Annotated in this window: 15 protein-coding genes and 1 pseudogene; 6 read left to right on the plus strand and 10 right to left on the minus strand. The window is 61.1% G+C overall.

Features of this window, described 5'->3' with window-relative positions; genetic code table 11:
* Positions 1 to 31: 31 nt before the first annotated feature.
* The 3 genes from HMPREF9161_RS05785 to HMPREF9161_RS05795 form a co-directional block, all read right to left on the minus strand.
* On the minus strand, positions 32 to 1,885 hold the full coding sequence (locus HMPREF9161_RS05785) for a phosphoethanolamine transferase (RefSeq protein WP_037348603.1): 1,854 nt from the start codon (positions 1,883 to 1,885) through the stop codon (positions 32 to 34).
* 13 nt (positions 1,886 to 1,898) lie between these two features.
* Entirely contained in the window at positions 1,899 to 2,603 is a 705-nt protein-coding gene (locus HMPREF9161_RS05790; protein WP_009728754.1) for a 3D domain-containing protein, read from the minus strand.
* 72 nt (positions 2,604 to 2,675) lie between these two features.
* Complete coding sequence (locus HMPREF9161_RS05795; protein ID WP_009728755.1) at positions 2,676 to 3,506, minus strand: menaquinone biosynthetic enzyme MqnA/MqnD family protein; 831 nt, start codon at positions 3,504 to 3,506, stop codon at positions 2,676 to 2,678.
* A gap of 258 nt (positions 3,507 to 3,764) precedes the next feature.
* Between HMPREF9161_RS05795 and HMPREF9161_RS05800 the strand changes: the two genes are divergently transcribed.
* The 4 genes from HMPREF9161_RS05800 to HMPREF9161_RS05815 all read left to right on the plus strand — a co-directional run bounded on the left by HMPREF9161_RS05800 (position 3,765) and on the right by HMPREF9161_RS05815 (position 7,478).
* Positions 3,765 to 4,448, plus strand: coding sequence for a hypothetical protein (locus HMPREF9161_RS05800; RefSeq protein ID WP_009728756.1), 684 nt, complete (start codon positions 3,765 to 3,767; stop codon positions 4,446 to 4,448).
* Between the two features lie 35 nt (positions 4,449 to 4,483).
* On the plus strand, positions 4,484 to 5,050 hold the full coding sequence (locus HMPREF9161_RS05805) for a hypothetical protein (RefSeq protein WP_009728757.1): 567 nt from the start codon (positions 4,484 to 4,486) through the stop codon (positions 5,048 to 5,050).
* 185 nt (positions 5,051 to 5,235) lie between these two features.
* A complete protein-coding gene (locus HMPREF9161_RS05810; protein WP_009728758.1) occupies positions 5,236 to 6,408 on the plus strand; it encodes a phosphoribosylaminoimidazolecarboxamide formyltransferase in 1,173 nt (390 codons plus the stop codon).
* Between the two features lie 269 nt (positions 6,409 to 6,677).
* Positions 6,678 to 7,478 (plus strand): class I SAM-dependent methyltransferase, encoded by an 801-nt coding sequence (locus HMPREF9161_RS05815; protein WP_009728759.1) that lies wholly within the window; start codon positions 6,678 to 6,680, stop codon positions 7,476 to 7,478.
* A gap of 81 nt (positions 7,479 to 7,559) precedes the next feature.
* Here the strand turns inward: HMPREF9161_RS05815 and bioA are convergent, their stop codons facing one another.
* The 7 genes and pseudogenes from bioA to HMPREF9161_RS05845 all read right to left on the minus strand — a co-directional run bounded on the left by bioA (position 7,560) and on the right by HMPREF9161_RS05845 (position 13,674).
* Positions 7,560 to 8,948, minus strand: a complete 1,389-nt coding sequence (bioA, locus tag HMPREF9161_RS05820) for an adenosylmethionine--8-amino-7-oxononanoate transaminase (RefSeq protein ID WP_009728760.1) — start codon at positions 8,946 to 8,948, stop codon at positions 7,560 to 7,562.
* A 13-nt stretch (positions 8,949 to 8,961) separates the two neighbouring features.
* Positions 8,962 to 9,648, minus strand: a complete 687-nt coding sequence (bioD, locus tag HMPREF9161_RS05825; RefSeq protein ID WP_009728761.1) for a dethiobiotin synthase — start codon at positions 9,646 to 9,648, stop codon at positions 8,962 to 8,964.
* Between the two features lie 3 nt (positions 9,649 to 9,651).
* Positions 9,652 to 10,236 carry a biotin transporter BioY gene (locus tag HMPREF9161_RS05830; protein WP_009728762.1) on the minus strand — a complete coding sequence of 195 codons (585 nt, stop codon included), beginning with the start codon at positions 10,234 to 10,236 and terminating at the stop codon, positions 9,652 to 9,654.
* A gap of 208 nt (positions 10,237 to 10,444) precedes the next feature.
* Positions 10,445 to 11,920: a methyl-accepting chemotaxis protein gene (locus HMPREF9161_RS10190; protein ID WP_009728763.1), complete on the minus strand. Its 1,476-nt coding sequence runs from the start codon at positions 11,918 to 11,920 to the stop codon at positions 10,445 to 10,447.
* Positions 11,902 to 11,952, minus strand: a pseudogene (locus HMPREF9161_RS10195) (hypothetical protein); the annotation flags it as partial. The pseudogene HMPREF9161_RS10195 and the gene HMPREF9161_RS10190, both read right to left, overlap by 19 nt.
* The gene (locus HMPREF9161_RS09950; RefSeq protein WP_009728764.1) at positions 11,933 to 12,229 is read right to left on the minus strand and encodes a hypothetical protein; all 297 of its coding nucleotides are present in this window, start codon (positions 12,227 to 12,229) and stop codon (positions 11,933 to 11,935) included. The pseudogene HMPREF9161_RS10195 and the gene HMPREF9161_RS09950, both read right to left, overlap by 20 nt.
* Positions 12,230 to 12,315: 86 nt before the next feature.
* Positions 12,316 to 13,674, minus strand: a complete 1,359-nt coding sequence (locus tag HMPREF9161_RS05845) for a glycoside hydrolase family 26 protein (protein WP_009728765.1) — start codon at positions 13,672 to 13,674, stop codon at positions 12,316 to 12,318.
* A 142-nt stretch (positions 13,675 to 13,816) separates the two neighbouring features.
* On the opposite strand from HMPREF9161_RS05845, the gene HMPREF9161_RS05850 reads away from it, so the two are divergent.
* Together HMPREF9161_RS05850 and HMPREF9161_RS05855 are read left to right on the plus strand one after the other, a co-directional pair.
* Positions 13,817 to 14,152 (plus strand): DUF6883 domain-containing protein, encoded by a 336-nt coding sequence (locus tag HMPREF9161_RS05850; RefSeq protein ID WP_009728766.1) that lies wholly within the window; start codon positions 13,817 to 13,819, stop codon positions 14,150 to 14,152.
* Between the two features lie 10 nt (positions 14,153 to 14,162).
* A complete protein-coding gene (locus HMPREF9161_RS05855) occupies positions 14,163 to 14,384 on the plus strand; it encodes a hypothetical protein (RefSeq protein ID WP_009728767.1) in 222 nt (73 codons plus the stop codon).
* The last annotated feature ends 38 nt before the right edge of the window (positions 14,385 to 14,422 follow it).

Below are 14,422 nucleotides of genomic sequence, written 5' to 3' on the forward strand. Positions count from 1 at the left end.
TCTCCCCCCTCCTCACATTGGTGCCGGCCCCCTATTTTTCCTCTGCCGGAGCGCCCGGCACGGCATAGATGGGCGGCTCGGTGTCCTCCGTGAGGCTGTGCATGCCGAACATGGTCGTGAGCGTCTCGCGCGTAAAGCCGTAGGCGGGGCTCGAGAAGTCCTGCCGCGGGTCATAGCGGTTGCTCGGCGCGCCGAGGAGGCCGCAGACGGTATCGTACATCATATCGTTCGTAAAGTAGGCGTCCCGCCGCGACGCGAGGGTTTCGCTCCGGCGCGGGAACGCCGCGCGGTACTCCGGCGAGAGGTAGATAAAGAACGGGATCTTCACCATGTCGAACCGGAACACGTCCGGGTTGTGCGAGATCTTGAGATTCTCCCCGTGATCGGAGAAATAGACCATCGCGCGCAGATTGAGGTTTTTCTGCGCGTAGTCGAAGATCTCTTTGAGGATATGGTCGGTGTAAAGGACGCTGTTCGCGTATGACGGCGCGCTTGTCATCGTAGAGTCGCCGTCCGCCGATTCGAACTTTGCCCACGCCTCTGGATAACGGTTGTTGTAGTAGATGTGGCTGCCCATGAGGTGCAGGACGATGAAGTTGTTCGCGTGCGGGTCGATGCGCGTCAGATACGGGAGGAGTTCCTCGTCGTATTTCGATGTGAACGTATAGGAGTCGTCCGTCCACTCGGCCTCGTCCGCCGTCTTTGCGACCATCGTGATCGCGCTGTCGAACTGCCCGTAGCGTCCCTGATTGCTGAACCAATACGTCTTGTAGCCGATTCTCTTTGCCACGTCGAGCAGCGACGCGGATTCGAAGAACTCCTTGTCGTTGTACTGGCTCTTTTCAGTCAGCGCCCGCTCGAGAACAGGGACGGTCTGCGTCCACGAGGAATAGGTGTTTTGATAGAGGATGAAGCCCGGATCCTCCGTCATGTGCTCCATCCACGGCGTATCGTCGTACGGGAAGCCCGGCGTGTAGATGTGCATATAGTCGCGCGAGGCGGACTCTCCGATGATGAAGATGACCGTGCCCGGCGCGCGCGCGGCGAGCGTATTCGCCTGATCGATGATGAGCGAGTTGAACCGCTCGTCCTGATGCAGACTGTAGGACTGGGTCTCCGTGACGTAGTCCGTCACATCCTTATAAACGCCCGCAATCGAACACGCGGGGAGGAGGGCGACGTTCACCCCCGCGGCGACGAGAATGACGGCAACCAACGCCCCCATGCGCGAGCCCTCCGCCGAAGGGTAGATGCCGCGCGCGAGGATAAGAAAGCTGCGATAGGAGAGATAGACGAGCGCGAGGAGGCCGATCGTGATGAACACAGCCGGCACCGTCCCCACGGTGGACTCGATGTAGTCCCCCGCCTCGTGCCAGTTCGTAAGATAAATCGCCATGAGCGAGGCGGGCGAGAGCGCGTGCCATACGGTCATGTAGTACGCGATCTGCGTGAGCGGTATGAGCGCCATGAGAAAGGATACCGCGGCAAGGAGGGCGGCGGTTATTTTTTTATGCCCGAGATGAAAGAGCACGCCGCCAAACGCCGCGAGCAGGATCATGTTCGCGGTGCCGATGAGGAAGTCGTAGTAGATGAGCGAGCGGTACCAGTCCTGCGCGTACGTCCACGCGTAAAGCAGGGGGAAGGCGACGCACCAGAGCACGCCCGCGGCCATCGCGCCGCACATGCCGCGCGAGAAGAGCGCGACGCCCGTGCCGTACTGCAGGAGGACGAGCACCGTAAGAATAGGAATGAGCGCGGGTACAAAATACTCCGCGCCCATGTCCTGCCCCATATCGATATATGCCGCGGTGAGCATGAGGAAATATGCGCCCGCCGCCGCGGCGTAGCGGATCAGTTCATTCTGCCGCTCTACAGTGAGATTCATAAAAATCGCCGTTTTACTCCATGATAAAAATTTCCAGTTCCTGCCGACCAAATATCAGCGCCTCTTCGTGCGAGTCGAACGCGACGTCGATGCGGTTGCCGCGGATGGCCCCGCCAACATCCTCCGCAATAGCCTCCCCATAACCCGGGATAAAGACGCGCGTGCCAAGCGGAATCACCGACGGGTCGACGGCAATGACCCCGTATCGCACGGGCGTGCCGGTTGCCGTGCGGTTCGAATTGCCGGGGTCGTACGCGCTGTACGCGGTCGCCGAGACGAATAGCGACCGTCCGCTGCCGCGGCTGACCGAGGGCGCGCGTTCCTCCGCGATGCCGAGCGCGACGGGGTCGTACGGTACGCCGCCCGAGAGCGCGAGATATGTCGCCTCGCCGCAGATGCCGTCCACGACGAGCATGTGATCGGTCTGACACTGCTCGATCGCCGCGCGCGTCTTTGGCCCCGCGACGCCGTCCGCGCCGCCCGCCTCGAGATAGCCCGCGCTCACGAGCAGTTCCTGCACGTGGCGGACCGCGCCGCCGCGCATCCCTTCTTTGACGAGAATATGCGCCGCCTCGGCGGGGCCGTGAATGGCAAGAGGCGCGGCAACCGCGAGCACGGCGCTGGCGGTGAGGCATCGCCGGAAATGCCGGCGCGCCCTCAGTTTACGCACGCCCCAAAGGAGTCCTCGTGCCGCTAAAAGAAGTGTCCACACTCGCATCAATCATCGCGCTCCCTTCTCTTCATCGTTCTCTTTATTTCGGATATATTTTACTATAAAGCCTCCGCCGCGTCAAACGCGCGCGAACGCAATCTGCGGCGCGGCGGGGATGAGTCCGTCCTCCGCCGCGTACCTGTAAAAGAGCCGCAGGCCCCGGAGAGACGCCTCGTCGAGCTGCCAGACCACGGCGCTGCCGAGGTAGGCCGTCAGCTCCGCGCGGGTAAAGCGCCCGCCTAGGAGCGCCGCGCCGATTGCCGCATCCCGCACCGCCGGCCACGTTCGGAACGCATCTTTGATGCGCGTATGGACTGCGGCGAGCTCTGCCGGATGTTCCGCCGCGAAGGAACGCACCGCCGCCCAGATGCCGAACACCATCCGCTGCCCCGTGAGGCGCTTCCACTCCCGCGCGAGGTCGTAGATACGGCAGTCCGCGGGCGGCCGGTGATAAAGTTCGAGCGCGTCGTCTCCGATGAACAGCGATGCCGCCGCTCCCGCTGGGACGGGATCGTCGGGCGTGAGCGCCCGCACTTCATAAGAGGGAGCGGCATTGTAGGCACGGCGCAGGATGATCTTCAGCAGGGCGTGAGACGACGCCGACTTATCAGAGAGGAGCACGCGCCGCGTTCCGATCTCCTCCGCAGGGACGCGGCTGACGAGCAGCACGCTGCGCACATCGCCGTCCGAGGCGATGCACACATCCGGCAGCATGAGAAGCTCGTCCGCATGACGCGCATACGTGATCGAGGAGATACCCGAGACGTCGAGGCCCTTTGCCTCGAGCGTCCCGTTCAGCTGCGCGGGCGACGCCCGCAAAACCGACAGTCCCTCCGCCGCCCCGTGCGCGAGCGCATAGGTCAGCGGCAGGACGTTCAGAAACGCGATATGTCCGAGCCGCAGCGTCATATACGCCCTCCCTTCGCTCTCATCCCAACCGCTCCCGCCTGTCCTATTATACTACTTTACGCTTGGAAAATACAGTATTTAGAAGATTTTGTTCTTTGTTGCCGGCGCATGATATATAATACAATTAAAAATACGCTTCCGCGCGGCCGGCGTTGAAGCGCATAATTTTTTCACTCCAGGGTTATCCGAATCCCGCAGTTCATTCGATATAGATGGTAAGGACAGTTCTATGAACGCGGTTTCCAAGGAGGAATAACGATGCATATCATGAGCAAATACGATATGGTGCAGAGTCTGATGCAAAAGATGACGGCGCCCGGGCGGCCCGGTCCGTCAAACAATGCGGTGACGGTCAAGCCGCCGACGATGAATCTCACGGCGGCGGAGCTGCGCGGCGTTCGCTACGGCGATTTCTCTCTCCGCTTTACGCCGTCGAACCTGACGTTCAGCCCGCCGAACTGGGATAAAATCGCCACAAAGAGAGCACCGGACCATCCGGATGAATACTATTTCGACAGGGCCCGCGAACTTGCGCGAAAGGTATTTGCCACAGGCGAACACAACGAGGAGGAATCCCGGGCTCTTTACCGCGGATTTATATCGAGCGTGTCGCCTGACCGGAAGGCGATCTATGAGGAAACGATGGCGCGGACGGGCGGAAAGATGCCGGCGTCGAGCATGTTCTGGGATCATGAGGGCAATCGGACGCTCTCTTACGAATACGATTACGGGACCTATACCGCAATAACCACCTCGAATGAATTCTCACGCGCACGCGCATTGTCTTCCGTCTATCTCGACGAGATGAATAAGCTGTATGACAAATACGGCGCGGCGTCTGCCGGGCATATTTCTCTCGACAGGATTCACAGCGATCTGCGCAGCGAGAGCCGGGCATCCGCCCCGTCGGAGCAAGGCATCGCCGTCGATATTTCCGTTTAGTTTTCATCATATCGGTTTTGTGAGGAGGGCTTTTCATGGATATTCTGCGCGCCGGCATAAAGGGAACCGCCGGCACCGATTCCATCGGCCGAAAAGGACCTATACCGGAACCTGCCGACGGCTTCAAAGACATCCTGTCCGAAACGCAAAGGGCCGTGCCTGCGGATGCCGTCAAAGGAGATGTGCCTGCACAGGAAGACCGTATTGTCAGCAAAAGCACGCTGTACTTCGGGGGCGGCGTCGTCTTCCCGCCCGCGAACGCGTCGCAGGAATTCCTAAAGGAATGGAACGATGCGCTCGACGCTATGCCGCAGGATGAGCGCGGGCTTTTTACAAGCCGTGTGATGCTTTCCTTGATCTATGGCGATTACTACGGCGAAGACATCATGGACGACGGCGAACGGCAGCGTATGATACAAAATCGTATCGATACCCTTGGATGTTCCGGCGTGATGAAACTCTCGCTTGCATCTATCAAGCATATGCTGAACGATAATATTGCCGGCGGCAACGACCTCATATACGTGAATATGATGCGCCGCAGCGTCGCGGATAATGAGGCCCTGCTGCTGCGCCTGCTCGAAAAAAAGATTCATAACTAAGCGCAGCAGCGCGGAGCGCGTCCGTCTCGGATGCGCTCCGTTTTACTGCGCCCGCAAGCAGGCGGACATCCATATGGTCATCGCCCCGCCTTTGTGCTATGATACAAGGAGACATCCGTGAAGCGGCGTTCGTCCGGCAAGGCTCGTCCCCCGCTTCACACGAAAGCAGAAAAGGAGCGCTCACGATGAACGAACTCGCACTGAAATACGGCTGCAACCCGAACCAAACGCCCGCGCGCGTCTACGCCGACGGAGGACTTCCCTTCACCGTGCTGAACGGGCGCCCCGGCTATATCAACCTGCTCGACGCGCTCAACAGCTGGCAGCTCGTGCGCGAGCTGCGGGACATGGCGGGGATACCCGCCGCCGCCTCGTTCAAGCACGTCAGCCCTGCGGGCGCCGCGCTCGGCCTCCCGCTCGAGGATGCGCTCGCGCGCGCCTGCCACGTGGGGGGGCGCTCCCTCTCGCCCGTCGCCGCCGCCTATGCGCGCGCGCGCGGCGCAGATCGTATGAGTTCTTACGGCGACTTTGCCGCCGTCTCCGATATTTGCGACGAGAGCCTCGCGGAATTCCTGCGCGGCGAGGTCTCCGACGGCATCATCGCGCCGGGGTACACCGCGGGCGCGCTCGGGATTTTAAAGAGCAAGCGCAAAGGCAGCTATCTCGTCCTCCAAATGGATGAGAACTACACGCCGCCCGCCGTCGAGCATAAAGACGTCTATGGCGTCACCTTCGAGCAGCGGCGCAACGACGTGCGCATCGCCGAGGACTGCCTCACGGACATCCCAACGGCCAATAAAGACATCCCGGCGCACGCGCGGCGCGACCTCCTGCTCGCCCTCATCACGCTGAAATACACGCAGTCGAACTCCGTCTGCTACGCCTCCGGCGGACAGGCGATCGGCGTCGGCGCGGGACAGCAGTCGCGCCTCCACTGTACGCGGCTTGCGGGGAGCAAGGCGGACACGTGGCATCTGCGCCAAAGTCCGCAGGCGCTCTCCCTCCCCTTCCGCAGCGACGTTCGCCGCCCCGACCGCGACAACGCGATCGACGTCTACATCACAGGGGACGCCGAGGACTACGCGCAGCTCGCCGCCGACTGGCGGCGGCTCTTTACCGCAAAACCCGCGCCCTTTACCGCCGAAGAAAAGCGCGCGTATCTAAAAACCGTCGGCGGCGTCTCCCTCGGCTCCGACGCATTCTTCCCCTTCGGCGACAACATTGAGCGCGCGCACCGCAGCGGCGTCTCCTACATCGCCCAGAGCGGCGGCTCCATCCGCGACGACAACGTCATCGAGACCTGCGACAAATACGGCATCGCGATGGCCATGACGCATATCAGACTGTTCCATCACTAAGAGACGTGACGTGCGATCTTGGCGTCTAGCGTCGTTATTCGTCGAATACTGCGCTCTGCATCCAAACTTCCACGTCACTCAGATTGCTGCGGTACGACGCGGGATTTTCGCGCAGTACGCGCCGCCGCCGTCCGCACCGCGCGGCGCCAAGCATATGCCCTTATATCTATTTAACCAAAAAGAAAATGATTCCCACTTGTATTTGAACCGACGCCTCCGTATAATAGGCTGTAAATAGTCAGCGGCATAAAAAGAAACCGGAGGTTCCAATGAAGATCAAGCTGGAGGGCGTCGCGGAGACGCTGCTCACGACGCTCTATGTGCGCGCGAAGGATGCGGACAGCCCGCACTCGGTGCTGCACGATACAAAGTCGGCGGAGATCGTGGCGATGCTCGATTACGACTTCGCGCAGTTCAAGCATGCGTGGGCGTCCTACTACGGCGTGCTCGCGCGGGCCAAGACCATCGACGCGGAGATTCGAAAGTTCCTCGCCGCACATCCCGAGAGCGTCGTCGTCTCGGTCGGCAGCGGCCTCGACACGCGGTTCTCCCGCGTCGACGACGGGCGCGTCCTGTGGTACGACCTCGACTTCCCCGAGGTCATCGCGTGGCGCAGACAGCTCTTTGAGGAGAATCCGCGCGTGCGCTGCATCGCGAAATCGGCGCTCGACCCCACATGGCCGCAGGATGTCGAGACAGGCGGCCGCCCGCTCCTCATCGTCTCCGAGGGCGTCCTCATGTACCTCGAGGAGAGCGACGTGCAGCGCTTTCTCCGCATCCTCACCGACGGGTTCGCGGACTTCACGGCATATTTTGACCTCATCTCCACCTATACGCAGAAACAGAGCAAACGCCACGACATGATCAAGAACATGAACGCCCCCTTCCGCTGGGGCGTCAAGGACGGCAGCGAGGTCGTCCGTCTTGAGCCGCGTATGCGCCAAATCGGCCTCATCAACTTTACCGACGAGATGCGCCGCCTCCTGCCCGGCTGGAAAAAACTCTTCATCCCCATCTTCTACCTCGTCAACAACCGTCTGGGGATGTATACCTATACGCGCGCGGAATAAGCGCACAGCACAAAGGCACTGCCGCACAAAACGATGCGGCAGCGCCTTTTCGTATGGGTGAAAATCAGAGAGACGAGACGGCTACGCGCAGAGGCCGCGCTTCACATCCCCGCGTTTCACGCCGCGCGGCAATATCTCCTCGAGCGCCGCCTTCGCGCGCTCGATCGCGATGCGCAGTTCCTCGCGCGTGATATTAAGCGCGGGGTTGAAGTAGAGCACGTCGCCGAGCGGACGCAGGAGGAGCCCGCGCCGCAGGGCGCGTTTGTAGATCTCATAGCCCGTGCGTCGCTGCGGGAGCGGCGACTTCGTCTCCCGGTCGGCGACCAGCTCGATCGCGTGGATGAGGCCAATGTGCCGGATCTCGCCGACGTTCGGATGCGCGCCGAAGGCGTCCTGCATCTCCTCCGTCAGCCACGCCGCCGTCTCGCCCGCCCGCGCGAGGATGTGCTGCTCGCGCATGACGCGCAGCACCGCGCGCGCCGCCGCACACCCGAGCGGGTTGCCCGCGTAGGTGTGACTGTGCATGAACGCGCGCCCCGCCGCATAGTCCGCATAGAACGCTTCATAAATATTTTCACGGACGCAGGTAATGGACATCGGCAGATATCCGCCCGTCAGCCCCTTCGAGAGACACATAATGTCGGGCGTGATGCCCGCATGGTCTGAGGCGAACATCTTGCCCGTGCGCCCGAAGCCCGTTGCGATCTCGTCGCAGATGAGCTTCACATCGTAGGCGTCGCAGAGGGCGCGCAGTTTTTTGAGATACAGCGGCGGATAGATGCGCATCCCCGCGCAGCCTTGGAGGAGCGGCTCCACGATGATCGCCGCCATCTCGTGCGCATGCGTTTCAAACGCCCGCTCCGCGTGCGCAAAACATGGGCAGTCGCAGTGCGCGCGTGTTTCGTCGTACGGACAGCGATAGCAGTCGGGCGCCTCGACGTGAATGTTATCCATCATCATCGGTTGATACATCCGCGCGAAGAGATCCATGCTCCCGACCGAGAGCGCGCCGATCGTCTCGCCGTGGTACGCCTCCGTCAGGCACATGAACCGCTGTTTTTCGGGCTTTCCCGTCTGCAAATAGTATTGGAACGACATCTTGAGCGCGCATTCCACCGCCGCCGAACCGTTGTCGTTGAAGTGGAACTTCGTCAGCCCCGGCGGCACGATCTCCGCCAGCTCCTCGGCAAGGAGGATCGCCCCCTCGTGGGAAAAATTGGCAAAGATGACATGCTCGAGCCGATCGAGCTGCTCCTTGATCGCTTGATTAATGTCCGGATTGCAGTGTCCGAGGAGATTCGCCCACCACGAGCTCACGATATCGAGATATTGCCTCCCGTAGATGTCATGCAGCCATACCCCTTCGCCGCGCTGCACGACAATGGGCGGCAGCTCCTCATAGTCCTTCATTTGCGAGCAGGGATGCCAGATGTGCGCGAGATCCCGCTCTTCCATAGCGCGTGCTTTCATTGCTCTCCTCTTTTCAGTGATACAGCGCCGCGAGCTGCGCCGCGTCGATATCGAGTTCCTCTGCGTTCGACGCGACCGCCGCGATGACGGGGACGCCCGTCATCTCCTCGATCATGCGGCGGTTGTCCTCCTCCATCGCGTCACCCGCGTGATAGTTGTTGAGGATCACGCCGCGCACGGGGATGTCGCGCCGCTCTAAATGCTCGACGGTCAGCGCCGCCGCGTTGATCGTACCGAGCCCCGCATCCGCGACCACGAGCGTGCCGAGCCCAAGCATTTTGATGAGATCGTCCAAAATCATTTTTTGCGCCGCGTCCCAACGCAGCGGGCAGATGATGCCGCCGCTGCCCTCCATCGTCAGCAGCTCATAGTAGTCCTTTGCCCGCGCAAAATCTCTGCGCACGCGGTCCGGATCGATCGGATCGTCATTCCACCGCGCCGCCAGATGCGGCGACACCGCCTCCCGGTAGACATAGGACACTGCGGGCGGCCCCCCCGGCGGAATCCCCGCCGCGCGCTGCACATGCAGCACATCCCCCGGCAGGAGCGCCCCGTTCGTATCCGGCACCGCCCCCGAGAGCGCCGCCTTATAATAGCCCGCCCGATGCCCCGCCGCGCGGAGCTTCTGCACGATGAGGCCCGTCACATAGGTCTTGCCGACATCCGTGCCCGTCCCCGTCACAAAAAGCGCTTTTCCCATCGATTACACATCCTTTACCGGGAGACGGACCGCCGGCTCCGTCTGCCACGCCCCTGCGCGGCGGAACCGCACGGCGAGCCACGCCGCCGCGCCGCAGATGAGGAGATCGGGCGGCGTCTGGAGAATGCCGCAATAGAGGATCGCCGTCCAGAGCGCGATCGGCGCCTCGAGCAGATAGTTCGACGCGAGATAAAACCAGCTGATGCCGATCCCGTAGACGATCGCCATGCCGCCGAGATTCACGAGCAACAGGCGCCGAAATCCCGGCTCCGCCGTCATGCGCGCCCAGCGTCCGCAGAAATACGCCTGCACGATGAAGCCGAGCAGATAGCCGAACGTCGGCTGTAAGAGATACGAGGGCCCGCCGCCCATCGCAAAGACCGGCACGCCCACGAGCCCGAGCAGCACATAGGTGCCGACCGCGAGCGCCCCGCGCCGCGGACCGAGCACGAGGCCTGCGAGCAACGTAAACAGGAACTGCAGCGTATAGACATCCGTCCCGACCGGAATGCGGATCCACGACCCCACCGTAATGAGCGCGATGAAAATCCCACAGCGCGCCAATTCTCGAATCTCCAAATATTTCACAGAAACATGCCTCCTTTATTCGTTCTGTTTATGATAACTCTAAATATGTTTTATTGTCAACAATATTTTAAATATTAGTTTACAAAAATATTTCCTGTTCTATACCATCCAAAGACGCGTATCTATCGACACTTTACCGCATCAAAAAAGACCGCCGTACCTCCGATATTGGTACGACGGTCTCTTTTGATGCGCGTCTATGTCCCGCTCAGATATCGAACGTCTCGATCTGGCCTTTGATTGCGCCGACTTCCTCGGCAAGCTGACGGGCGACGTCCGCCATTTCGTTGATCGCGTTCGTCTGCTGCTGGACGCTCGCCGCCATCTCCTCGGTGCTCGCGGCGCTGTTCTGTGCGTTGTCGGCGAGCGATCCGACGAGCGGCGCGATCTCTTTGACGTTGGCAAAGATATCGGAAATCGAGTGCTCCAGGTTGACGACGGCATTCTCCATCCGATCGATCGAGCCGGCGATGTTGATATAGTTGCTGCGCGTCGACTCGATCGCGGCCGTCTGCGCCTCGGCGGACGACTCGACGTCCTTGATGCAGGTTACGGCGTTCTCAGAGTCCCGCTGCAGGGCGAGAATCACGGTCTTGATATCGTTGGTAAATAGGGCGGTCTGCTCGGCGAGTTTGCGCACCTCGCCCGCGACGACGGCGAATCCGCGCCCCGTCTCGCCTGCGCGGGCGGCCTCGATGGCTGCGTTCAGCGCGAGGAGCTGGGTCTGTTCCGCGATGGACTCGATCATCGTGCTCGCCTCGCCGATCTTGCCCGCGCTCGCGTGGCTCTCCGTGACGAGGGTCGCGATGCGCGCGACATTCGCGTTCACTTGCTTGGTCTCCCGCATGAGGGCTTCGACGGCCTGTGTTCCGTGTTCCTTTTCCTCGTTGACGCTGGCGCTGACATCCTTCAGATCGCGCAGCATCGTCTCGTTCTCCTGCAGCGCGGACTCGATGGACTGGACGTTATCGTGGATGTTCTGCGTGTGCATCGCCTGATCGGTCGCGCCGTTCGCGATGTTCTCGATCGTCCGGCTGATCTGTTCGCCGGATTCGAGGACGCTCGTATTAGAGTGGCTGAGCGTGCTCGACATCTCGCCGAGCGCCGAAGCGCCTTTCGCGAGCGAGCCGATCATCGTCTTGATCTGCGCGCTGAAATCGTTCATCGTACGCGAGAGAACGCCGATTTCGTCTGCGCTGTCGTTCTCAATCGGGTGAATCTTAATCTTGCCCTGCGCGTTCTTGGAAAAGGCCCGCGACATATCCGTCACGGGACGCGTCACGCCGGTGCTGACACGCACGGCGACGATGACGCAGACGATGAGCGCCAGCGCGATGCAGAGCACGGAAAGGCCCAGCTGCTCATAGGCGCCGGTGCGGTTCTCCTCGCTGCGCTGCGAAAGATAGGTGTCGATATTGTCGACATAGTTGCCCGTCGATATGACCCAGCCCCACGGAGCGAACTTCAGCGAGTAGGCGCGCTTCGGCGAGAGGCGTCCCGTGCCGACATCCTCGGGCTTTTCCCACATGAAATTGCTGTAGCCGCTGCCGTCGTTCGCCGCCTTGATCAGACTGCGGATGACGTAGTTGCCCTCCGGGTCCTGCTCGTCCGCGCGGTTCGTTCCTTCTTTTTTTTCTCCAAAAACGGATGGGCGACGAGGATATAATTCGTGTCGTCGATCCAAAAATAGCCGCTGTTATCCGCTCCGTAGCGCAGCTGCTTGACGCGCGCGGCCGCTTCCGTCTTCGCCTCGTCCTCTGGTGAGGCGCCCGTCTTTGTAGGCGTCGTAGGCGCTCTGCACTTCGTAGAGCGCGAGCTGCGTCCCGACGCGGATCATGTTGTCGTAATCGTCGTAGAGGATCGTGCGGAACTGCGCCTGCGTCTCGTGGTCGCGGCTGTTCGTCATCACCAGCAGCAGTCCCACGATCAGCAGAGACAGGCCGATGACGGGCGCCAGCAGCGCCGCCATAAATTTACTGCGCAGAGATTTCATGAGATAAGACTCCCTTTCCTATGGTACGGTATTCCCTACGTACGGATATTCGCGAAGAAGCGAAAGTTCCTGCCGTAAATTTATATTTATCGCGCCGATACGGGCATCCTGCGGTAGTCGGCGATGCCGTCGGCGAAGAGGGACGACGGCTCGTTGTAGAACGCGACGAAGCCGTCGATCATCTCGTGCCCGTATACATCGTCCGTCATGTACGGCTGATAGAAGTTGCGGCGTTCCTTTTCAAAGTTCGCCCACGTCATGAAATACGGCATATGGTGCCGCCGCACAACCGCGGAGATCTCAGTATACCATGTCTTGTCCGCGCTGCCCGTGAGCGCGAGGCCGCCGCCGTCCATATGCACGCCGACCTCGGTCAGCGCCGCGATCTTCCCGTGCCGCGCCGCCGCCCGCGCTGCGGCCGCAGCCGACCGGTCGAGCGTGCCGATCCACGCGTCCGTATGGTCGTCGTCGTAGAGGTCGAATCCGAAGACGTCCGCATAATCGTCGCCGGGATAACGGTCCAAGTATTCCTCCTCCGTATCGAACGGGCCGTTCGGCGAATAGACGTAGATCAGATTGTGTACGCCCCGTTCATCGCGCAGGTACTCTACCGTCGCGCGCCAGAGCGCGGCGAAGTCCTCCGCCGACGAACTGCGCGCGCCCCACCAGAACCAATCTCCGTTATGCTCGTGAAGCGGGCGAAAGAGCAGGGGGATCCCCTCCGCCGAAAGCCGCCGCGCGAAGTCCGCGACAAGATCGAGATACGCCGTGTAGACGGGGCGGAGATCGCCGCCCGGCAGACAGCGGCGGACCACATTACCCGACAGCTGCCGCGGCGAATAGCCGGAGAAATCATAGCGGCCGTTCACCATCGGCCGCCGCGCGACGCGCGCGAAATTCGGCATGTGCATGGAAAACGTGAGGATCGCGCCCTCCCGCGACGCGCCGCGTGCGATACGGACGAGTTTATCCGTATGGGTGACGCCCGCCGCGCGCTCCGCTTCCGTCAGCTCCAGTTCCTCGCCCGTGAGGGAAAGCGCGTCCATGCCGACGATACCCGCGAGCGCGCCGACGGCGTCCTTCGTATCGGAGTTTGTCCCATCCTCCGTGCGGAACGCCTTATGATGCGCGTCGTTCTGGTGCCCGTAGATCACGTATCCCGCGCGCCCGACCGCCGTGAGATACGCGTATAGGGCCCGCGTTTCCGCGGTCGCCGCGGGATCGACGAGCGCCGCCCGTGCGGGCGCATATGCGCGCAGGCCCCCCACGGTCGGCATCTCGCGTCGCGCCCGCGCATTGTCGGGCAGCACCGTGCGCCGCACATACGCGGGGTGATGCGCGTCCGTCATCGGATCGGACGCGTCCGCACAGGCGGAGGAGAGGAGAACGGCCGCGCCGCAGAGGGCGGCGCATGCAAGTTTCACGGGAAAAGTCAACATATCCATCGTTCTATTCCTTTACAAAAGCCTCATGGAATTTCCTCATATTATAGCATGCGCACGATGACGGCGACGCATCTTTATTGCATTCCCTTATGCGGGATGATAAAATGTAATTGCAGATTCAACATCATGCAAGGTGACGCAGATGACGTTGCCCCATTATGAAAGCGCGCTTATCCCAAAGGAAAAGATCTTCGACTACGGGTTCAATATGCGCCATCCGCGCGGTGCCGACAAAGCAATTGCATTTGAACGGGCGTTGGGGTATCATCAAGACAGCGGCGCAGCCTTGATTAAGTCCATACGAAAAGCTCTGCCCGAAATGTCGGTCGTCGAGCGGACAGGCGCGTATGGGCGGCAGTTTTCCGGTGTGATTGAACTCTCCGGCATAGACGGGAGAACGGCAAAAGCGCGGACATGCTGGCAGTTGGATCAAGGCGCACATGCCCCCAAGCTGATATCAATTTATGTAGATAAGTGAGGTGAGCTCATTGAAACTCCAGGAACTTGACGTTATACGGCTGGCGGACGGCCGCGAAGGAACGATTGTCAATATTCAAGACGACCGTCGCGGACGCGCATTTCTCATCGAACTCGACGGAGTGGAGTTCTTTGACTGGCCTTATGTACGAGAGGCGGATATCGCGGCCGTCGTTTGGCACGCCGCGGATAAAACCGCGCCCCCGCGGACGAAAACAGTTCTGTCCGCCTAGTGCAGGCGATTCGTATGGTGAGACGCGCGTACGGTGCG

The organism is Selenomonas sp. F0473, assembly GCF_000315545.1.
Taxonomy (GTDB): Bacteria; Bacillota; Negativicutes; order Selenomonadales; family Selenomonadaceae; genus Centipeda.